Origin of the sequence: Nostoc sp. (genome assembly GCF_036917555.1) — a bacterium.
Lineage (GTDB): Bacteria > Cyanobacteriota > Cyanobacteriia > Cyanobacteriales > Nostocaceae > Nostoc.
Genome location: NZ_JBALDD010000091.1, coordinates 1 through 18,414 on the forward strand (window position 1 = coordinate 1; position 18,414 = coordinate 18,414).

Sequence of the window (18,414 nt, forward strand, 5' to 3'; positions counted from 1 at the left end):
CGTAAGTGGGTCGATCATGCCTCGTAAGTGGGTCGATCATGCCTCGTAAGTGGGTCGATCATGCCTCGTAAGTGGGTCGATCATGCCTCGTAAGTGGGTCGATCATGCCTCGTAAGTCACTCCATACCAGCCTGAAGGCGATAGCTTTTTATCCGTCTAGCTCTTGTACAGCAAAGGGTTGGGCATTTTCTTCGTCCAGCGCTGCGGCGTTTTCCTCCGCAATTAAAGTGAGTGTGATTTGTCCTGCCAGTTTGAGTAGTGCGTCATCATCTAGCTGATCGCAAAGGGTAACGATCTGCTTAGGGATGTCCTCAAAGCCCATTTCTTCGCATTGGTAGGCAACAGTGGTTTGTTCGCGCACTGCCAAGAAGAGTAGGCAATTTAAGCCGATAGCCTGGTCGAAGTTAAAGTTCTCGACGTGGGTGATGATGTCATTTGGTTTTGTATCTGTTAGGCTGTTGGTCATTTAGATTTGTCTTTTGAGTGAGGAATTGTTTTTGGCGATCGCTTGCGCGTAGTGGTCGCCTTTTTACTGACTTACCTCTACTGCTAAAGAAGGAGTGGAGCTGTAGATAGTCAAGCTGTTGTCTTGGAGTACCCGCAAAAAGACTTCGGCTTCTTGCTTAGGTAACTGAACTGGCTTTGAATTACCGTCAAAGTAGATGAAAACTACATCTTCAATTCGTTGCACGTAGGCAATTTTGTCAAAGCAGAGGAAGGTATCAGATTTTAGATGTTCTAAGTGAATGAATTTGAGAGTCATAAGTTGTCGTTGATTGTTATACATTCAGCATGGATGAGAGCTAAGTACTGCTAACCCTGCGATCGCACTCGTGTAGTGGTCGCCTTTTACATTTCCCACTCCTTAAGTTCCTCCTCTGGTACTGCGGGGTAAATCTTGTTACTTAGTTCGTATTCGTTATCCCAGAATGCTTTTGCTGCTCCTCCTTCTAAATGCAATGGTTCTTCTTCTCCCAAAAAGTGGACGAAAACACCTGCCTGTGATTTGACAATGAACTTAATTGCTTGCCAGTTGAAAATGATTTCATCATTCGGTTGTTGGATGTGAATGGGTGTTCTTGGCATAGGGTGGTTGCTGACTTACGGGTGATTACAGTTTTAATTAATACATTTATCATGGATGAGAGCTAAGTACTGCTAACCCCACGACGCTACGACTTATGGGTGAATACAGTTGCCAAAAACTTTATTCCTCCTCGTCTTCTGGCAGTGGTATGTAGCTCAGAACAATAATCACCTTGCCCTCTCCTGGGTTCAAGCCGACAAAATTAAATTCCTCTTCCTCGCCGCTATCAAATTCAAACGCGATCGCCGAGTCAGCCGGAAATCCTTGCAGTTGTTCAATTAATTCTTGAACTGTAAGTTTCATGTTGCTTATCTCCGTTTGTTGATCATTACTTTTTTGTTGATCTCATTACTTCACGTCCAATTTCGTCAATTAAGCTACTGGCGAATGCCAGTTGTTCTACCTGAGTCAAATTGCTTAAAGCTGTAGTAGTTGTATTCCACGCTTCAGCCTTAACGCCTGACGGGATGCTTTCAAAATCAGCCTCAATTTTTAACGCTTTGGAAACTGCATAAAGAATAAGTAAGCCTCTCCCGAACTGATTAAATTGGCTTGCAAAATTAAAAGTAGCAGTCAAATGTTCCATACATAGTTCTTTGAAGTTGTCCGTTGTCAGTTGTCAGTTGTCCGTTCCCCCTAGCAGGTCTTTGGCGTTCGCTCAGTGCTGGCAGGCTGCTATCTCTGCCTGGTTTAGGGTAGGGTTTTATTTCTCTAGTAAGTTCACTCAGCACTAGCAGGTCTTTTGATGCCTCAATGGCGACAGGCTGCTATCTCTGCCTGGTTTGCATTGCAACTTACTTGTCAAAAATAGTTTTACCCCGGTTAAACTAGTTTGTTAATGTTAGTCTAATACTACCAGGGTTAAATGTAAACATATTGCAGGGGTAGAATGAAGGTAATGTACACGGGTAAAATTGATAATGAGAAAGCCGATGCATGGGCAGAAAAAGAAAGACCTGACCTTAACGCTGACACCAGAAGGAGTGGAGAGACTGGATGCAAAGGCCAAAGCTCTTGGACTCAGCAAGAGCGAATTAATCGAACAGATAGCCAGAGACCAAGTATCTTCAGCAGTACCGGAACAACAACTGCTGGGGGAATGATCGACCACCTGATCGAAGACTACTCTGGTCAGGTGGCACTTAAACAGCAAGAGATTCAACGTCTTAGCGATGACATAAACCGTTATTCAGATGAAGTGAAACGCCTCAGCTTCAGAATTGAAGAGTTAAAATCCCTTCGAGAAGATATCCAGAAGCAACTTCAAGAAGTCTCATGAAACCGTCCTCCCCTTTGGAGTAGACGGTTTTTTCATGGATATGTCGCCTACTTCTCAGCAGGCGACGCATCTGTGACTATTCGGGATTGAGTTGCGATTGTTTTTAGTAAAAAAATTGATACCTAACCGATGAATACCAACGCTCAAAAGAAGCTCAAATATAAATGCGGAGATTCCCTGATGCTTTTAGACAGAGAATCCCTGCATGGTGGATTGAGTTGCGCTACCAACTCAATTTATGGAAATTTTAACTTACTGGATTTTGCAAGCAATAATTTACTTGCTGCCGGGTATCTGCTACTCCTGTTACTACTACTATTACGCCAAACAAGAGCAAGACCACAAATCTAAATCCTCTCCCCAGCAACGGACCAAATACTCCAATACTTATCTCACCGATCCCAGAAATCGTGAACTACAAGCCAAACTCCTAGAGATATTACAGGGAGATGTTTCTACCGCCAAGGAATTACTGCTGCAACAGCGACGAGTATTTCCCGGCAGACACGACAACTGGTATTTGGAAAAAGTTATTTGCAACATAGAGCAGCAACTTATTGACGAAAAACTCAGAAATTACGAAATGCATTCACGACTTCTGAGAATGCTGCAAGGAGATAATGCCGCAGTTGATCGTTTGTTACGGCAACAAATAGAGACTTACCCTGGCAAACACTTCGGTTGGTATTTAGAAAAAGTAACTTACGACTTAGAACGTGATCGGCGTTAGCTAACTTTCTTATTTGAAGTTTAGCGGCGGCTGATCAACACCAAGGTCAACCGCCATTTTTATTGACCACCAACCAACAACAAAACCAATGATTAGAGCTAAATTCACCTGTCAACAGAACACCCTCGACCAGGAAACCCAGACAGCCACAGTTGTTCTCACTCCGTCCATCTCACCGATTGACGAAAACCTGACTTGCTGGAAAGCGACACCATCGGGTGAAGTTACACTCCAAATGACCAACATTGGTGGGGTAGCTTCTAAATTCCATCCAGGCGAAGACTATTACGCTGACTTCACCCCTGTGTAAGGGGTGCGATCGCGCTGAGGTGGAATGAATGATTAAACGAAGAATGTCATCAAAGTCCCTTGAGTCGAGACTTCTAGCCATCCATGAGCTAGATAAACTCATCAACTACATCCACAGCCTTGACCCAGAATTAAAACCCCACGAAGCCACATATCTGGCAGCAGTTACATTGCACGGTTTGCCAGACCTCTTCCAATGCAACCCCTTGCTAGTAGAGCGGTTCAGAGAAGCTGCGGCGGACATAAAGAATAAAAGACAAAATCCCCAACACCCAATGACCAATGACTGAAAACCTGTTAATCGACCTTTGTGAACCTTACTTGTTAGACCTAATCAGATTTCTTGCCGAATGTATGATGCTGGTGGAAAAAAATCCCCGTGAGGTAGCTGATGAAGGTGACTACGAGTTCGATTCTAATGTTATCGCTCGAATATATCAACTTGATTACTCGCAAAAAGCTGAGGTTTTAGCTGTTGCTGCCAATCATGTAAAAGCGATCGCCGAACGTGAGGAAGAATTAATAACAAATGATCAATAACCAATAAACCCATGAAAGTCAAACTAATTCACGCTCACTTCCTGATTTCTATTGGAGATTACAGCAACGAACGCATTGGCTTCACTGTTGAGCCAGAAGATGGAGACACAGTTGATTCAATAGTTTCAACCTTAAGAACTGAAGCTAAAAAAGCAGTTGGTCCCAAAGCTGACGAGCTTTATGATGCCCAATCAAGCCTACGAAACGAATGCTATGCACTTGAGAAAAAACTAACTAAAGTTCGTAGTGAGTGGGATGCGACAGCCGAATTTTTAAAAGCTCAGGGCATTAAACCAGATGCACCGCCAATGCCCCAATTTAACAACCTACTTTCTGCGGTAAAGGTTGAAGAAGAATCAGTCTCAGAAGCAGAAATAGTAGATGGCTTTTAAGCTAATGCTTTATGACTATCGAACCATACCCAAACTTCAACAACCTAATAAACCAGACAGATACCGAAATGCAGCGCCTGGGCTGGACAACAGAACAAGGTCGAGAGCATTTAGAGAAATATTACGGAGTGCGATCGCGCCTTTTGCTGACCGAGGACGAACTAGATAACTTTCTGCTGTACCTGCAACTTACTGATTCCCCAGTCCCCAACCCCTAGTTAACTAAAATGTTTGGCTTCGACGGATCAACCAAAGCGATCGTTCATTTCCTTGAACAAATCAAGGAGAACAAGGAAGGCAACAAGCTCACCCACAAGGAAGTAAGGGCTTATGGAAGGCTGATGTTGGCGCTAGTCCCAGATTTGTCGGTTGATCGCCCCGAAGAAATCAAATGCCTCCTGGCGGCAATGTCCACCGCAGGACTTCCACACTATGATCGCTCCTTTGCAGCAGAGCAAATCCTCGAATTGCTAGAGGAGCAAATGCAACGCAAGTCCAGTTGCCCTGATGGATTTTAACTAATTCACTTTCTAATGGACTTGAAAATTGCGATCTCAGTTGTCTAAAAAATTGGCTAATAATGACTTGACCCGTCACCACCTTACACAGCAAGGATTCTGACCCGTTACCTCACCCGTCACCTCACCCGTCACCAACCCGTCACCAACCCGTCACCAATGAAAAAAATGAACTCAATGGCGATAATTTTAAGATTTTGGCAGTGGGGAGCCATGCACTCACCTTACTTTGATCGCTTCATATTCGAGCTTGAAACATCACAACTCAACCTAATATTTTGCTTGCCAAAATGGGCACATCAATTACGCATAATCCGATTGTCATTTGTTTTCCCCACTGGCGTATTTACAAATGCCCCTCATGCTGCCGTTTGTGACTTTATCAATTACATGAAAACGCTAGGTATCGAAGTAGACCATAGCATCATTGATGGCATACCTTTTTAAGTACACCAATATTATTTATTAGGAGAAAGACATGATAAATAGACAAAAAAAACTGAGTAAATGCAAGGGCATTGCTCAGAAACAAAAAAGAGAAAGATTAATATCAAATCTAGTAAATGATAGCATATCTGGAGGAAGAAATGATTAACACAACTCCCTCACAGCATGATTTTCCGGTGCTAACTGCTGAATATCAGCAGTCTAATCCAAGAAACAGATTTCAATCATTTAACGAGTTTAAAGAGTTTGTTGAAACCTCCTTTATAGATGGCAGTGGCATTGATTCAGAGCTATTTAAACACTGTATCGAATTCCATGAAGACCAAGAATTTGACTATGGCGGTGAAGTTACTACCCCCATCCATGAGGCATTAAATTGGACGTTTACCCGATTTACCCAACAAATCAAAGAGCCAATGTACGCCGCTTTTTTCATGAACGAAGATGGCACAGTCTGGCAAGCTATTGTCTCACTCTGGGACGAAGAGCGTCAGCGACCTTACCGTTATAGGGCTCCCAAAGACAATGGCGATCGCGTTTATCTCCCCCCCATTCCTCCATCTACCAGAAAACGCATCGCTTCCCGCTATGGGGTAGAAGTACCGATGGATGGCAGTTTCTGGGAATGGGTTGAAACTGCTCCCCTTCCCCGTATTATTGGCGAAGGTGGCAAGAAGGGGCTATCTATGCTCAGTCAGGGGTATATCCCGCTCCCTCTCTATGGCTGTAGCTCCGGCGGACGGCAAGAACTAATTCCAGATCTGAGACGATTCAACCAAGAGAGTGCAATTTGGCTATTTGCCCTAGACCGTGACAGCAAAGAAAAAACCAGACATCGGGTTAACGCTGCCAAACGAGATTTAGGAAATGTCCTCGACAGGGATGGATTCAAGACTTACAGAGAAGATATTGTTTGGTCATCAGAAGATGGCAAAGGAGTAGATGACCTAATGGTAAACAGAGGATTTGGGGCTTTTGACTCTGCTTACAATCGAGCTATAGCTCGACTAGAGAAGCAATTTCACCCCAACAGTACATCAGACTCCAAGGAACAGAAACACAAAAACTCGCCCCCTGACCAGATGGCGAAGAAAATAGCCGAAGATTACCGCCAACTGCTGGCATTTGATAATGAAACTAAGCAATGGCGCAGATACGCGGCTGATTTTGATGGCGTTTGGTCTAATGAATCGCCGGAATACGTCGAATCAATCGTTTATAAAATTCTCGGCAATGAGGGCGCTTACAATTTTGGGCCCGATTATGTGACTGGCGTAGTCAAAATACTCCGCCACGAACTGATTGAACGCCAGTGGAATCAAGTCTCATCCCGCGATTTTCTCCCCTTTCTCAACGGAGTAGTAGAAGTTAAGACAGGTAATTTATTACCACACTCACCGAAATATCGGCTGACTTGGTGTTTACCAAGGGATTATTCGGCTCTTGGTGGAAGCTGGGAAAATATCAACACATTCCTAGAACACCTGGCGGCTGGTAATGCCGATATCAAGGAATTGCTAATTTGTTATTGCAATGCCGTCATCAAGGGACGGTACGACTTACAGAAATTTCTTCACCTAATTGGATTGGGTGGAACGGGCAAAGGAACATTCACCAGATTGCTGACTGAATTGATTGGCAAGCAAAACGTTTTAGTAACCAATCTCCCCATCTGGTGTACCAACCAATTTGAGGGAGCCAACGCTTTTGGTAAGCGGCTGGTGATATTCCCCGACGAAGATCCTTACAGGGGAACCATAGGCAGATTCCTCAGTTTGACTGGTGAAGACCAGGTTAGGGCTGAGGAGAAGAGAAAGAAATCTTTCAACTTTGACTACCAGGGAATGACCTTAGTAGTCTCCAATTTTCCCGTTTTCAGTGGCGGTAGCAGCAGCCGCGCCAAGCGTCGAACCATAACAGTTCCTTGTAACAATACTGTTCCTGAAGCCAAGCGTCAACAGCTATCTACCGTATTTGAGCCGGAATTAGCGGCATTCACTAACTACTTGCTTTCTATTAGTGACGATCGCGTTACCGCAGTCCTCAGAGGTAAAAAAGAAATTCCAGAATGTACCTTAGAATTCTGGAACAACCAAATGAAGGGCGATTCCGTGGCAGCCTGGATCAACGACAAAATTATTTTCGATGTCAACGCTATTACTTCAATTGGAAACAACAGAAACGAGGGTGCAAATGATGAACAGGTTCAAACCTTATTTGGCTCTTATGCCCGCCATTGTCAAGCCTCCGGTGACTTAGCCAAGAGTAGCAAGGTTTTTACCCCCGATTTAATAGAACTTTGTCACACAATTCTGAAATGGCCGGTAGTCAAGCACCATACCAAAACTGGCAAGTTTATTAAGGGACTGCGACTAAGAACTGTTTTGGATGTAGAAATTCCAACATACGATTACTTACTCATGGAACGGGTGACGGGTGGTGACGGGTCAGGTGATGGGTCAGGTGACGGGTCAGGTGATGGGTCAGGTGACGGGTCAGGTGATGGGTCAGGTGACGGGTCAGGTGACGGGTTGGAACCCTTGCCAGATAACGAGGTGACAGATAGTGCTGAAGTAACCGCAACTTATATAGAGGAAAAAACTGAGAAAGCAGTTCAGGTTTCAACGGTTAATGAACCAACCCAAAAACCCAATACCATTAGTTCCAAAAAAGATTTCGTTTTTTGGCTAATAGACCCGACGGTTCTTACTCTTCATATCAAGAGCCACTTTGGAGACATAGTATGTACTGCCAAGCCAGAAGCAAGGATTTTGAACAAAGCTAAGACCCTTGTTGGTTATGAATGCTCCGTTACTTGGCTTTTCCCTACTGGGGAACAAGGCAAAATTAACGGAGTAAGACTCATTCAAGAAGGACTTTTTGAAGAATACGCCAATAAAATAGCTAAGGAATGGCTTGAAAAGCAGAAGCCGTGGCAACCTCAAGTAAATAAAGATGCTATGTACGGTGGGGAATTGGTCAAAATCGTTGGACGTTGGGATAGAAAATGGCAAATAGAATTCGCTTCTGGGAGCTTCGACTTCGTGAGAGCCACTCAGCTAAGTAAGCCATGACCAAAAGCTTTCAGCTAGTAAAACGCGATCGCTTTGTGAGTAAGTAAGCGATCGCGAGTAAATCCAATGTAGTGAAATAGGTGTTATCAACCTAGTCCAGCTTACCTATCTGAGTAAACTTTGTCACAGATTTGGTGTTTAGAGAGTAGCGATCGCGGTTAACACTGAAGTCTTGGCAAACTTTTCATTCTTTTCGCCCTAATTTAAAGATTTGTATAAATTATTTTTCTATCAAAATCAGTACAGCTACTCAGGCTGTTGAAAATCTTTTTGGGGGTATGACTTCCTGTTTAATCTTGCCAAATGGTTAAACAGGTATATTTTAAATTAACAAAAGCAGTAATCTTTCTGGAATTCAGTCTTTGCAATATATTGATTCAGTAAAGTACTTCCTCTTTTACATAAAAGTGGAATATTTACTTATTTTTGATGGGCTAATAAAACAGAAGAGTAACTATTTAGAAATCTCTTCAAATGACAGCATTTAATCCAGCAACAGATATTCCATCTCAAATCGATACATTAGAAAAACTTGCAGCATGGTTAGGCTCGGCACTTTTTACTATCAATCCGACACTCGTCGTTATTGAGGGAGCGGGTTACACGGAACGGGCTTGCCAAGCGAACAATTATTGGGTGGCAGCTGACGCAAAGACACGCATGATCGTTCGTTTTTCCCTGCAAGTATCGCCCGATCAGTCAAGCGGCCCAAATAAGAACTGGACATATATTCAGCCGTTGAGTAACACCGAGTTACCCGCCACATTTAAGCAGAATTAGGGTGAAATTGTGAGCGAGAATCCCAGGCAATTCATTTCATTAGATTACGCTGATGCTGATATGTATGGGGCAGTTTTACAACGTCCGCCCACAGCAACCCCACTCAATCTACCACTAGGAAGATTAGAGCATAAAGAAACAAATGGCATCTTATCCCCTGGTGAACTCGCTCATTACAACAGTGAAGAAGCTAGACGAAAATCACTCGTTCGTGAGCAGGTGGAAGCACAAGCCCAAAGAGAATTAAAACTGCGAGAGCGAGAAATTGCCCGAAATGTTGCACTCCAAGGCACAAAAACGCCAGATGCTAATCCGTCAGAAGTGACTGCAAGAGATTACGAGAAAAAATTTAAGTTACCGACAAACGTTGATGAGCATCAATCTCTACCTTCTGAAGCGAAGCCACCACCAACGATTAAAGGTACTGCTGCTCATGCTGATCCGCTTGTAGAGCCAACAGCACCACCGCGATCGGCAACCATACGTGAAGGCGTTGGGAATGCAATTAGTGGTATCAGTACAGCGTTACCAAAGTCCTTGCCACAGGCAGCAGGAAGATTCGTCATTCCAGGCGTGGGAGCGACGTTGACATTCGCGGGTGCGTTAATCGCCGGGCAGTCCGTACAACAAGCTGCCACATCAACCGTCATAGTTACGGGTGCAAGTCTTGTTGGCGGTATTATTGGTACTGCTGTCGGTGGGCCGATCGGTGAGTATGTCGGGTCAATGGTCGGTGGTTTCGTGGGCAGTTATCTTGCAAATGCTGTTACACCGTTACTGTTTCCGTCTGGGACTACTCACCTGGAATCAAGTACACTAAATTACCCACCAATTAATACAGGGCAGAATGTTGGTGTTTTATACCGAGTAAGCTTTGCATGGGATCAATATTTTAATGGAAATTCTCAAGGTACGCAGTACGCAGAATTCACAAATGTTCGTGGGCCAATTAAAACAATAACACTTGGCGTTCCACCAGGGCTATCCTCGGTTGGCGGTTTCGTCATTGGTACTAACAGCGACGGCTCTGATCAAGTATCGAGCCAATCGTTGGGCTACGTCCCAGCAAGTGAAGCCAAAAGTATGCAGAATTTGTCTATTACCCGCATGGACGGAAAATCAGACATACTTGCTGGCGTGCAACAGCCACTACCACCACCAGATAACACACCTTACCGTTACAACACTTCGCCAATTGGCAATGATAATACCGTGCCGTCAGGAACACCGGCAGCTGGTATCAACAAAGGCAAGGACAAGCAAATTGCTCCTTCAATGCCTTCAAACAACACCCCAAACGGAGCGCCATTTTTCCCAGGTCACGGTGGACTTGCGCCGTCGTACCTCCCGAATCCTGAACATCAGCCATCAAATCTTGGCGGTATGTTACCGTCAGTGGGCTTGCAATTGCAAAGGATGGAATCACCAGCACCAAAACAACCATTACCTTATGCCGAGCCGGAAGATATTCCATTGCCCCGGCTACAACCAAAGAACGGACTGACGGTTACACCTGCTTCGGGTGGGGTAGTCCCAATTGAATATGCAACAATTACTCCTGCAACAATCACTCCTGCAACAATCACTGTCTCTGAAGGAACAGACGCATTAGGCAACAACGTATCAACCAGAGATAGAAATACCCTTATCACTTCTGTTCCAAGCTCAACACCTTCAACAGCGCAACCAATACCGATTAGTGACGCTAATAGTCATGTACTAAAAGCCAATGCCTACCCCATACCCAAAACACCGGAGCAAGTAGCAACTGATAAAACTAACCAAACCATAGAACAGCAAAAAAAAGATTTTGATGACCAGATAAAACGGTTAACAGCTATTGCCACAGGATTAGCAGCCCTGACACCAGCAATACAAGGAATACCGGATGCAATTGCCAAATCTCCAACAGTGCAAGCGGCAAACAGAGAAACGACCCAAGGGGCAGTATGTGAAATTGCTCAACCTGGCGGCTGCTTGGGTTCACGCCACGACCAAACACAACAACAAAATGCCCAAAACGCCAATAGATTAGATGCCATAAACACAGCGCTCAACACTGGAAACTTGGGTGCTAACGCTGATTTGTTAGCAGGACAAGCCACAATTTTAGAAAGACTTGGGCCACAAGTACCCGGTGGTCTGAGCAGCAAATTGGAACGATTAGCAAAATGGTTGCATCTTGACCGGGTTTTGAACATATTAATTTGGTGGCAAACCCTTCATAACGCTTATATGCTCTCTGCCAATTTGGGACAAACATTAACTAGTGCAATTTCAAATGTTTTAGCAGCAATCGGAATAAAAGATGCTGAAGGCAGCCCATTAGAAATTGGGGAGATTTTAGGAAGTCAATTTGACTCTCTAGCTAAAAATGTAATTGGGGAAAGTGAGTGGGGAGGCATTAAGGCAGAATACAAAAAATGGAATCGAATTTATCAAGCAGCCGCTAACTTGATGAATTCAATTCAATCTATTGGTTATTCAATTTTGAGCGCTTTAGAAGTTGTTGGCTCGTGGGTAGCTTCAATTGGTAATGCTTTGCGTAAGTGGGGTGAGGTTAGTGAAAAGGCTTATCAATGGATGAACCCTACACCTAACTTTCAAAATAAATTTTTTACAGCTTTAGAAACAACTGAAAATGTAGTTAGTCAAATTGATAGCGTTGCCTCCGAAGTTTTAAGTGTTCAAGACACAGTTACTCAAATTGGAACACAGAAAACCGAATTTCTTAAAGCACTGGGACAAGAACCGGATGGTAAAGAAGGGACAACACCACCTGAAGCAGCAAAAGTAAAAGCAGCATCTGATGTTTCCAAAACAGTTAGTGCTACAGGTATAGCTATTTCAGATTCAGATAAGGAAGCTGACGAATAATGGTATTGCCAGAAGGTTTTAATGAATGGGAGAATCTTCAAGATATTGTTAGGCTTGAACATAACAAAGCAGTTAAAACTTACTTTAAAAATCAACCTGACGATGATGTTAGCAATCCGAAATCCAGACTCAAGCATTCTTGTTTGATGAAAGATTCAGATACATCAACCATGACTTTAATGAGGATGTGGTTGTTTGAAATCACTGTCGGGCACGCCCAGTCATTGCAACGTCCCGTATACGGGTTTCCCTGGTTTGATGTTCAGTCTGAAAGGACATTTAAACCACAAGTCAAACTTTATTTTTTAGAACCATACGATTTTGAAACTCACGGCAATGAATCAACACCTCAGTTAGAAGGTGAAATTACTTTTAGATTAATGCACGAGTCTAGCGAAACTATTAGCAGAAGCGACGCTGAAAGGCTTGCTAGACAGATTAAAAATATCTTTGCTACTCCTCCCTTCCTCTGGCACAAAGGACACTTCAAATGTACCTATTTTGATACAGAACGTGGCTATGAATTAAAACTTTTAGTTCCTAATAAGGCTGAGGGAGAACGAATCATTAGAGCAGTGTTAGATATTCAAGAACACCCATTTGACCGCGATTTTTTGCAATTTATCGACAACGACCGGACTTATTCCACAAATCCCGGAACTCATCGAGTTTATGGGCGTACAGTCAAAAAATTTGTGAGGAGAAGAACGGCTCCGGTAAAGTTCAGCTTTGCTCAACTACTCGTTTGGGGTAAACAAAATCCGATTAACTTGGTTGCAACGTCTGGTTCTCGTCTTAAAAGTGTCATCGAACGAATTTAGGGAGAATCATGCCAAAAATTTGACGGACAACATATGTTATCCGGTTGGAAATAATGAGCAATTTCGTTTGCTATGACTGAAGTGTAGATAAATACACATAACAACCAAACACTGATATGGGCAGACGCAAAAGTGCAAGACAATTAGAGGAACAATTAAAGTACGCCAAGGCACGTGAGGCTTATAAGCGACCATTAAGGGAAGAAGGTGCAGTTACCCAGAGACAGCCAAAAATTGCTGTCAAGTATGCTGTTCTTTCAACATTAGCTCAAGCCGATGAGGCTTTTACCATCCAAGCCTCAAAAAAATCCATTGAATTTTTTGGGGGCAATGCAGCCCTTGGACTAGCCGCAGAAGGAACAGACCCCAAAGCATCCAAAGGATTTAAGCCTGCTCGCATCTTGGCAATGGTTAGTGATAGCAGCCCCGCAGTAATCCGAGCTAAAGGTAGCAATCGACCGTATATCCGCTACGGAGCAGGCAATATAAATAGTGGAGCGCAATACAACTACACTGCACCAATCACTGCTGATACACCTGCCAACTTAAAAGGGAAGGTAACGGGTATAGTTACCGCTAAAAAGGGTTCTCTTGGTGGTGCGTATGGGCGCATCTGGTTTGAGCCGGAAGATTACCCTTTTACAGCAAGTGGCGAATAATGCTTAACTTGTCTACTCCAGCTATTTGGTATCCTGGGCAAACTGATGAGGATGTCCAAGAAGAAATAGATTTGATGATGGTCAGAGCAAAGTATACAGTGGCCTTTATTAAAGGTGAGATTCACGCTGATACTTTCCTTGATTTCTTGGATGAGACAGGACACGACGTTTTCGATTTAGCTCAACAGTGGAATTTAGGCGATGACATTACAAGTTGACCTCAAAGCTGCCGGAGCGTGGGAACTCACTTACTACCAAAAGCACACAGGCAACCTGAACAACCGCCGTATTCGAGCGCCAGTCCTTGAACCAATTGAATTACCTTACCTAACGGATAAACATTTATTTTTGGTCGGGGCAGCGTCGAGCAAAGCTAAACCCAGTTGGGTTAGAGCCGGTTACTTTTATCAACAAATTGATGGTATCCAAATCAACGACACCATTATTTTTGAGGGATTGGGGGCAGTTCCCAGCACTGAGGTTGACTACAATCGCCGGATGATCAAGCTCAATGCAATTGAGCTTGTGCAATTTCCCAAAATTTCAGATAATTTTCGCTTACGTTTTGAAGCACTCCCTTGGATTCAAGAAATTACCCTTGGGGTTTGGGAGTACACAGGAACAGAAACCGACTCAACAGAAGAATTAATTCAAACTGTTCGAGCCAAATTAGAAACAATTGAATTCAAAATAGATAATTTATGACCACTTCACTTAGTTATTCTGCATTGTTAGAGAAGCTTCCAGCAGGCTCCATTGAATTTGTTGGAAATAATCAGTTAAAACTAAACTTAAGTTTATTGACTGAAAGCGGAAGCACTTTAACCGATGAAGTTTCTTGTGTTAAAGGTATTGTCAAACTTTTGCAAGGTTTATCTGCATTAACGAATCAAGTAAATGAAGCTCGAATTACGGCTAATTTGCCTCCAATTCAATTTGCCTCTCAACAGCTTACGGGTACGCCAGAAGCACCAGAATTTGAATTTACGGTGCGAGTCAAAGTAGATACTGCATTGTTTGTTGATAACCTTGATGACCCAACTGAATAATGATTAACAATACTCAGGAAGCTGGCGGCGTTGTCAATAAGTTTAGCAATTGTATTAATTCTGATAAGTCGTTAACTAGCAATATGTCTGACGTTGTTCTGAATGCTAACAGTGTTAGAACTTATGCGGCATTTATAAATAATTCCTCAATTGATATCACTCTTGTTTTGGGTGATAAAGCAAATACAACAGTTGGGAAAGGAATTGTTTTAAAGCCTCGTGGAGGTAGTTATGAAATTAATAGCAACAACCTCTATATAGGTAAAGTTAGCGCTATCGCTACGAATAATTGCAAACTTTCTTTTGTGGAGTGTATTGAATAATGGCTCTTTTTAATCCGGCTACAGCAACATTAGTTGAATCAACTAGTGGTACTTCAACCCCTACTACTGTTGCCTCTAGTACTACTAGCGGCATAATTCTTGCTGCTAATTCCAATCGCAAAGGTGCAACGATTTGGAATGATAGTACTGCAACGTTGTATCTAGAATTTGGTGCAACAGCCACAACAAGCGCTTTTACTGCCAAGTTATCACCGAGTGGATATTTTGAAGTTCCATTTCATTACACTGGCGTGATTAGTGGTATTTGGTCAGCTGCAAATGGTAATGCTTTGGTGAGGGAGCTAACCTAATTAATGCCTATATATTCACCACCCCTTACCATCCCAATCGATATTCGGCTTGTTGCTGAGAGTGCAGATAAATTGTTGATGGTAGATACAAATAACGAATTGTTCATAATTACTAAAGAAGATTTTTTTAATGGCTTTGTTAGCCCAAAAGAATATTTTGATAAATTAGTTTTTCTGGCTCATTTTAACGGCACAAATAATAGTACTGCGCTTGTAGATGTAAAAGGTAATATTATCACCCACTACGGTGATAGCAAAATAAGTACAGCGCAATCAAAATTTGGTAATGGAAGTTTGCTGCTAGATGGGGCAGGAGATTATTTATCTTTTCCTCACACTCCAGAAATAAATATTCTTCAAGGGGATTTCAAGCTAGAGCTTTGGTATTATCCTCTTGCCGTCACAGGATTTATTCCAATTGTTTCACAATGGAGCCAAGTTTCTGGGCGCGGAGGATTTATATTCGGCTTGTCGGAATCTTCTGTAATATTTTATTTTTCGCCTTTTTCTGGGGGCATTCCTTTATTATCTGGTGGAAATCTAGAGGCTAATAATTGGTATCATATAGCAGTTACTCGGATAGGAAATGAATTCACCTTATGGATTAATGGAGTTGTTGTTTCTGTAGGTTCTAACAGTGGTACTAAACAATTGAATAATGTTAATTTTTCTGTAGGAACCTATTACAATGAACAGAGCTTATTAGGCTCTACGGGTGCTTCAGATTGCTACGCTCACATTAACGAACTCAGAATAACAAAACCTACTCCTTTTGCTGTAACTGTTCCAACTCAAACTTTTCCTGACAGTTAGTTAGTTGTATGAAATTTGATTTAAGCTTTGCTGGTTTTATACTTTCAGTAATTGTTGCTGGATCAGGTTGGTTTTTCCGATGGAGTGATAAACAAAAATTTGAAAGGCAACAATCAACTCAAAAAGCAGTAGCAGATGCTGAGAAAGCGCTGAATGATGAGCGTGATTTTAATCACCTCCGTAATAATCAAATACAAATTTCACAAGGCATTGCAACTGGATTTAACGAAATCGAAAGCAGACTAGACCATCTTTGTGAACTAGGAATTGAGATGAAAGCCTATTTAATCCGTAACCAACGTAGTACTCGTGAGGAATAACTCTGACTCGGATTGTCTTGCTAATTCTTGTGCTTGTGTTGCCAACTTTGTCAGCGCTAGACTTATTGCTAAAAGCTCTATTTGAGATTTTCCTTTTAGTTACAAACCAAGTTTTAACTTTTGGTAGCTTTCCTTTTGAAGCCGCAGTAGTTTTTCTATACTGGTTTTACTCATTTGGGGATTCGGTGTTTTGGGTATAAATTTCTAACCACTCTTTTAAAGTTATAAATACCTCACAATTAAGGTTTTTATCCCACATCCACCACCCACCAGCTAATCCGGTGTAGAAATTCAAATCAGCAATTTCTCGAGTGGTCAAGTCCGGCGAACATTCCCGCATTTTCTTCCAAAGTACAAACTCAAGCCCAGAACACCACCTAGCTGACCACATTCTTTCTGAAAAGCTGGTCATTATGTCCCAGATAATTTGTTTAGGATCTTCTGTAATCATTGGTTCGTAGTTATGAATTATGAGTTGATTGGATTGTTGCTTGGGGCTGTCTTCGGCTTAGGACTAATGAAAATTAATCTCTATTTAGGAATTGCTTGGGAGCTAGGAATAGTATTTAATCTAGGATTTTGGATTATAAAAAGTTCTAAATTGCGATAAGCTCCACCGGGGATTCACTCTAGTAATTTAAAAACTTGAGTGCATATTTTGAGATGCCCCTGTATTGCCTCATCCCAAGTGGGGTAAAAATTCCTTTCCCCGTCAAGTCCTCCACCCATGATTAATGTTTCAAATACCATTGGTCGGGACTCAGGGTAACTACCAGGGTTTAAATCTATTCCCACGAATTTAGTTGAAATCACAGAATCGTTGAGTTCATTAAGCATGACCGTGGTTTTGGCTGACATCAACCACAAAGACCACTCCATGAAGGACTCAACAGCAACAGGAGTTTGCCCTTCCAATTTGTAGTAACTAGGCATAATTCCGTTAAAGTCACATTTTAACTGTCCAGTGGACGCGCTAGACATTCCACTGGACAGTAAGCATTTTTATTTAAATTAGTCAAAGCTTTAGTAGTGTTTATCCTTGTGAGTTGGGGCTTTCAGAGGCAGTCACCAACTCAATTTAGTCAAGAATTAGTCAAAGTCAAATTGCAGAGGCTGGAAAGAGTGGGTGACGAGGGATAAGAAAGCGCAACCAATAGATTAAGAGTTTAGTGCTCTAAATGAGTAGCATTTGAGTAGCGCGATCGCACCTAGCGATCGCTAAAAATCAGGGTAAAAACGGCTGAGTTGAGTAGCAATTAAGTAGTATGACTAACAACTAAGCCTGAAAGGACTGTATAAGTAGGGGGCAAGCACATTAGTTTAGAATTACCACCCAATTAAATCTAAATTCAAAGAGTAAAATTCTGCAAATTGTCTACATATATAGCAGTTCTCGAATGGAAGCAATACACTTTAACCTCTCTCCTAGAAGGAGAGAGGCTTTGAATCTTACTCCCCTTCCAGCAACAAAAGTTTTTCCGCTCCCCTCTCCTGTTAGGAGAGGGTTAGGGTGAGGTCTGTATTGCACTCAACCCAGAAGCGCTATATTAGGAAATCAATCTATTTGATTTTTGACCAAGAAGGGTGTGGGGTTGCAGGTTTGGGTGTAGGTAAAGAACGCTCTCCCACACCCAACTAGTACTTGCCCCTGTTTTTAAATATGGTATGGAAAAAAGAAAAAGATGTATTTCGAGACACGTATGTGCAAGAAATACAGCGCCTAGGCGAGCCGCTTTGCCTGCGGTCTATTTTGAAACCCCTGCTCTTAGCATCGTTTTCCCTACACCCCACACCCTATCCCCTACGCCCCTTTCATAGGACTTACACAACTGTCACAACTAATGGCGCAGCCACACCGCGCTGCGCTCCAAATAACTAGGCGATAAACATGGTAACGTCAAGACGTTTTAATTGCCGAGCTAAATTATTTGACAATAATCAGATCAAAAACTCCTTGACAGAGTTCTGATCCTAGTTTGGGAAATCATCAAAAAGCGATCGCCATATCTACATGAAGGTGCTTTGCATTCCTACTCTTTGCCTCCAGTGCCCCATACCCAATGCAACTTTTCTAAGTTTGTTAAC

The 18,414-nt window shown here is 42.6% G+C and carries 29 protein-coding genes; 22 read left to right on the forward strand and 7 right to left on the reverse strand.

Features of this window, described 5'->3' with window-relative positions:
• Positions 1–148 precede the first annotated feature (148 nt).
• The 5 genes from V7K60_RS33580 to V7K60_RS33600 form a co-directional block, all read right to left on the reverse strand.
• Entirely contained in the window at positions 149–466 is a 318-nt protein-coding gene (locus V7K60_RS33580; RefSeq protein ID WP_334932365.1) for a hypothetical protein, read from the reverse strand.
• A gap of 63 nt (positions 467–529) precedes the next feature.
• Positions 530–763 (reverse strand): hypothetical protein, encoded by a 234-nt coding sequence (locus V7K60_RS33585; protein WP_334932367.1) that lies wholly within the window; start codon positions 761–763, stop codon positions 530–532.
• A gap of 86 nt (positions 764–849) precedes the next feature.
• The gene (locus V7K60_RS33590) at positions 850–1,086 is read right to left on the reverse strand and encodes a hypothetical protein (RefSeq protein ID WP_334932369.1); all 237 of its coding nucleotides are present in this window, start codon (positions 1,084–1,086) and stop codon (positions 850–852) included.
• Between the two features lie 121 nt (positions 1,087–1,207).
• Entirely contained in the window at positions 1,208–1,390 is a 183-nt protein-coding gene (locus V7K60_RS33595; RefSeq protein WP_334932371.1) for a hypothetical protein, read from the reverse strand.
• Between the two features lie 25 nt (positions 1,391–1,415).
• On the reverse strand, positions 1,416–1,673 hold the full coding sequence (locus tag V7K60_RS33600; protein ID WP_334932373.1) for a hypothetical protein: 258 nt from the start codon (positions 1,671–1,673) through the stop codon (positions 1,416–1,418).
• A gap of 303 nt (positions 1,674–1,976) precedes the next feature.
• Between V7K60_RS33600 and V7K60_RS33605 the strand changes: the two genes are divergently transcribed.
• The 21 genes from V7K60_RS33605 to V7K60_RS33705 all read left to right on the forward strand — a co-directional run bounded on the left by V7K60_RS33605 (position 1,977) and on the right by V7K60_RS33705 (position 16,329).
• A complete protein-coding gene (locus V7K60_RS33605) occupies positions 1,977–2,366 on the forward strand; it encodes a hypothetical protein (protein WP_334932375.1) in 390 nt (129 codons plus the stop codon).
• A 238-nt stretch (positions 2,367–2,604) separates the two neighbouring features.
• Positions 2,605–3,096 (forward strand): hypothetical protein, encoded by a 492-nt coding sequence (locus V7K60_RS33610; protein WP_334932377.1) that lies wholly within the window; start codon positions 2,605–2,607, stop codon positions 3,094–3,096.
• A gap of 88 nt (positions 3,097–3,184) precedes the next feature.
• On the forward strand, positions 3,185–3,406 hold the full coding sequence (locus tag V7K60_RS33615) for a hypothetical protein (protein ID WP_334932378.1): 222 nt from the start codon (positions 3,185–3,187) through the stop codon (positions 3,404–3,406).
• 28 nt (positions 3,407–3,434) lie between these two features.
• Positions 3,435–3,695, forward strand: a complete 261-nt coding sequence (locus V7K60_RS33620; RefSeq protein WP_334932379.1) for a hypothetical protein — start codon at positions 3,435–3,437, stop codon at positions 3,693–3,695.
• Entirely contained in the window at positions 3,688–3,945 is a 258-nt protein-coding gene (locus tag V7K60_RS33625; protein ID WP_334932381.1) for a hypothetical protein, read from the forward strand. The genes V7K60_RS33620 and V7K60_RS33625 overlap by 8 nt, the downstream gene beginning before the upstream one ends.
• Before the next feature lie 11 nt (positions 3,946–3,956).
• Positions 3,957–4,337: a hypothetical protein gene (locus V7K60_RS33630; RefSeq protein WP_334932384.1), complete on the forward strand. Its 381-nt coding sequence runs from the start codon at positions 3,957–3,959 to the stop codon at positions 4,335–4,337.
• 11 nt (positions 4,338–4,348) lie between these two features.
• Positions 4,349–4,555 carry a hypothetical protein gene (locus V7K60_RS33635; RefSeq protein ID WP_334932386.1) on the forward strand — a complete coding sequence of 69 codons (207 nt, stop codon included), beginning with the start codon at positions 4,349–4,351 and terminating at the stop codon, positions 4,553–4,555.
• Positions 4,556–4,564: 9 nt separating this feature from the next.
• Entirely contained in the window at positions 4,565–4,855 is a 291-nt protein-coding gene (locus V7K60_RS33640; protein ID WP_334932388.1) for a hypothetical protein, read from the forward strand.
• A gap of 159 nt (positions 4,856–5,014) precedes the next feature.
• The gene (locus V7K60_RS33645) at positions 5,015–5,302 is read left to right on the forward strand and encodes a hypothetical protein (RefSeq protein WP_334932390.1); all 288 of its coding nucleotides are present in this window, start codon (positions 5,015–5,017) and stop codon (positions 5,300–5,302) included.
• A gap of 140 nt (positions 5,303–5,442) precedes the next feature.
• Positions 5,443–8,376 carry a DUF3854 domain-containing protein gene (locus tag V7K60_RS33650; RefSeq protein WP_334932392.1) on the forward strand — a complete coding sequence of 978 codons (2,934 nt, stop codon included), beginning with the start codon at positions 5,443–5,445 and terminating at the stop codon, positions 8,374–8,376.
• Between the two features lie 474 nt (positions 8,377–8,850).
• Complete coding sequence (locus tag V7K60_RS33655; protein ID WP_334932394.1) at positions 8,851–9,156, forward strand: glucose-6-phosphate dehydrogenase; 306 nt, start codon at positions 8,851–8,853, stop codon at positions 9,154–9,156.
• Between the two features lie 9 nt (positions 9,157–9,165).
• Positions 9,166–12,033 carry a hypothetical protein gene (locus tag V7K60_RS33660; RefSeq protein ID WP_334932396.1) on the forward strand — a complete coding sequence of 956 codons (2,868 nt, stop codon included), beginning with the start codon at positions 9,166–9,168 and terminating at the stop codon, positions 12,031–12,033.
• The gene (locus V7K60_RS33665; RefSeq protein ID WP_334932398.1) at positions 12,033–12,854 is read left to right on the forward strand and encodes a hypothetical protein; all 822 of its coding nucleotides are present in this window, start codon (positions 12,033–12,035) and stop codon (positions 12,852–12,854) included. The genes V7K60_RS33660 and V7K60_RS33665 overlap by 1 nt, the downstream gene beginning before the upstream one ends.
• A gap of 116 nt (positions 12,855–12,970) precedes the next feature.
• Complete coding sequence (locus V7K60_RS33670; RefSeq protein WP_334932400.1) at positions 12,971–13,513, forward strand: hypothetical protein; 543 nt, start codon at positions 12,971–12,973, stop codon at positions 13,511–13,513.
• Complete coding sequence (locus tag V7K60_RS33675) at positions 13,513–13,731, forward strand: hypothetical protein (RefSeq protein WP_334932402.1); 219 nt, start codon at positions 13,513–13,515, stop codon at positions 13,729–13,731. The genes V7K60_RS33670 and V7K60_RS33675 overlap by 1 nt, the downstream gene beginning before the upstream one ends.
• On the forward strand, positions 13,715–14,218 hold the full coding sequence (locus tag V7K60_RS33680; protein ID WP_334932404.1) for a hypothetical protein: 504 nt from the start codon (positions 13,715–13,717) through the stop codon (positions 14,216–14,218). The genes V7K60_RS33675 and V7K60_RS33680 overlap by 17 nt, the downstream gene beginning before the upstream one ends.
• A complete protein-coding gene (locus V7K60_RS33685) occupies positions 14,215–14,562 on the forward strand; it encodes a hypothetical protein (RefSeq protein WP_334932406.1) in 348 nt (115 codons plus the stop codon). The genes V7K60_RS33680 and V7K60_RS33685 overlap by 4 nt, the downstream gene beginning before the upstream one ends.
• A complete protein-coding gene (locus V7K60_RS33690; protein ID WP_334932408.1) occupies positions 14,562–14,885 on the forward strand; it encodes a hypothetical protein in 324 nt (107 codons plus the stop codon). The genes V7K60_RS33685 and V7K60_RS33690 overlap by 1 nt, the downstream gene beginning before the upstream one ends.
• A complete protein-coding gene (locus tag V7K60_RS33695; protein ID WP_334932410.1) occupies positions 14,885–15,196 on the forward strand; it encodes a hypothetical protein in 312 nt (103 codons plus the stop codon). The genes V7K60_RS33690 and V7K60_RS33695 overlap by 1 nt, the downstream gene beginning before the upstream one ends.
• Positions 15,197–15,199: 3 nt before the next feature.
• Positions 15,200–16,009 carry a LamG domain-containing protein gene (locus V7K60_RS33700; RefSeq protein WP_334932412.1) on the forward strand — a complete coding sequence of 270 codons (810 nt, stop codon included), beginning with the start codon at positions 15,200–15,202 and terminating at the stop codon, positions 16,007–16,009.
• 8 nt (positions 16,010–16,017) lie between these two features.
• The gene (locus tag V7K60_RS33705) at positions 16,018–16,329 is read left to right on the forward strand and encodes a hypothetical protein (protein ID WP_334932414.1); all 312 of its coding nucleotides are present in this window, start codon (positions 16,018–16,020) and stop codon (positions 16,327–16,329) included.
• 166 nt (positions 16,330–16,495) lie between these two features.
• Here V7K60_RS33705 and V7K60_RS33710 read toward each other — a convergent pair whose 3' ends face one another.
• Both V7K60_RS33710 and V7K60_RS33715 read right to left on the reverse strand, forming a co-directional pair.
• Positions 16,496–16,780 (reverse strand): hypothetical protein, encoded by a 285-nt coding sequence (locus tag V7K60_RS33710; protein ID WP_334932416.1) that lies wholly within the window; start codon positions 16,778–16,780, stop codon positions 16,496–16,498.
• Between the two features lie 173 nt (positions 16,781–16,953).
• Complete coding sequence (locus V7K60_RS33715) at positions 16,954–17,262, reverse strand: hypothetical protein (protein ID WP_334932418.1); 309 nt, start codon at positions 17,260–17,262, stop codon at positions 16,954–16,956.
• 577 nt (positions 17,263–17,839) lie between these two features.
• Between V7K60_RS33715 and V7K60_RS33720 the strand changes: the two genes are divergently transcribed.
• A complete protein-coding gene (locus V7K60_RS33720; RefSeq protein ID WP_334932420.1) occupies positions 17,840–17,968 on the forward strand; it encodes a hypothetical protein in 129 nt (42 codons plus the stop codon).
• The last annotated feature ends 446 nt before the right edge of the window (positions 17,969–18,414 follow it).

Bases quoted from the DNA above. Each gene is read 5' to 3' on its own strand.
- V7K60_RS33585 (WP_334932367.1), bottom strand. From the start codon at position 763: ATGACTCTCAAATTCATTCACTTAGAACATCTAAAATCTGATACCTTC.
- V7K60_RS33630 (WP_334932384.1), top strand. From the start codon at position 3,957: ATGAAAGTCAAACTAATTCACGCTCACTTCCTGATTTCTATTGGAGAT.
- V7K60_RS33590 (WP_334932369.1), bottom strand. From the start codon at position 1,086: ATGCCAAGAACACCCATTCACATCCAACAACCGAATGATGAAATCATT.
- V7K60_RS33690 (WP_334932408.1), top strand. From the start codon at position 14,562: ATGATTAACAATACTCAGGAAGCTGGCGGCGTTGTCAATAAGTTTAGC.
- V7K60_RS33700 (WP_334932412.1), top strand. From the start codon at position 15,200: ATGCCTATATATTCACCACCCCTTACCATCCCAATCGATATTCGGCTT.
- V7K60_RS33705 (WP_334932414.1), top strand. From the start codon at position 16,018: ATGAAATTTGATTTAAGCTTTGCTGGTTTTATACTTTCAGTAATTGTT.
- V7K60_RS33695 (WP_334932410.1), top strand. From the start codon at position 14,885: ATGGCTCTTTTTAATCCGGCTACAGCAACATTAGTTGAATCAACTAGT.
- V7K60_RS33665 (WP_334932398.1), top strand. From the start codon at position 12,033: ATGGTATTGCCAGAAGGTTTTAATGAATGGGAGAATCTTCAAGATATT.
- V7K60_RS33685 (WP_334932406.1), top strand. From the start codon at position 14,215: ATGACCACTTCACTTAGTTATTCTGCATTGTTAGAGAAGCTTCCAGCA.
- V7K60_RS33600 (WP_334932373.1), bottom strand. From the start codon at position 1,673: ATGGAACATTTGACTGCTACTTTTAATTTTGCAAGCCAATTTAATCAG.
- V7K60_RS33680 (WP_334932404.1), top strand. From the start codon at position 13,715: ATGACATTACAAGTTGACCTCAAAGCTGCCGGAGCGTGGGAACTCACT.
- V7K60_RS33580 (WP_334932365.1), bottom strand. From the start codon at position 466: ATGACCAACAGCCTAACAGATACAAAACCAAATGACATCATCACCCAC.
- V7K60_RS33645 (WP_334932390.1), top strand. From the start codon at position 5,015: ATGAAAAAAATGAACTCAATGGCGATAATTTTAAGATTTTGGCAGTGG.
- V7K60_RS33615 (WP_334932378.1), top strand. From the start codon at position 3,185: ATGATTAGAGCTAAATTCACCTGTCAACAGAACACCCTCGACCAGGAA.
- V7K60_RS33650 (WP_334932392.1), top strand. From the start codon at position 5,443: ATGATTAACACAACTCCCTCACAGCATGATTTTCCGGTGCTAACTGCT.
- V7K60_RS33595 (WP_334932371.1), bottom strand. From the start codon at position 1,390: ATGAAACTTACAGTTCAAGAATTAATTGAACAACTGCAAGGATTTCCG.
- V7K60_RS33635 (WP_334932386.1), top strand. From the start codon at position 4,349: ATGACTATCGAACCATACCCAAACTTCAACAACCTAATAAACCAGACA.
- V7K60_RS33640 (WP_334932388.1), top strand. From the start codon at position 4,565: ATGTTTGGCTTCGACGGATCAACCAAAGCGATCGTTCATTTCCTTGAA.
- V7K60_RS33605 (WP_334932375.1), top strand. From the start codon at position 1,977: ATGAAGGTAATGTACACGGGTAAAATTGATAATGAGAAAGCCGATGCA.
- V7K60_RS33710 (WP_334932416.1), bottom strand. From the start codon at position 16,780: ATGATTACAGAAGATCCTAAACAAATTATCTGGGACATAATGACCAGC.
- V7K60_RS33610 (WP_334932377.1), top strand. From the start codon at position 2,605: ATGGAAATTTTAACTTACTGGATTTTGCAAGCAATAATTTACTTGCTG.
- V7K60_RS33620 (WP_334932379.1), top strand. From the start codon at position 3,435: ATGATTAAACGAAGAATGTCATCAAAGTCCCTTGAGTCGAGACTTCTA.
- V7K60_RS33675 (WP_334932402.1), top strand. From the start codon at position 13,513: ATGCTTAACTTGTCTACTCCAGCTATTTGGTATCCTGGGCAAACTGAT.
- V7K60_RS33670 (WP_334932400.1), top strand. From the start codon at position 12,971: ATGGGCAGACGCAAAAGTGCAAGACAATTAGAGGAACAATTAAAGTAC.
- V7K60_RS33715 (WP_334932418.1), bottom strand. From the start codon at position 17,262: ATGCCTAGTTACTACAAATTGGAAGGGCAAACTCCTGTTGCTGTTGAG.
- V7K60_RS33625 (WP_334932381.1), top strand. From the start codon at position 3,688: ATGACTGAAAACCTGTTAATCGACCTTTGTGAACCTTACTTGTTAGAC.
- V7K60_RS33655 (WP_334932394.1), top strand. From the start codon at position 8,851: ATGACAGCATTTAATCCAGCAACAGATATTCCATCTCAAATCGATACA.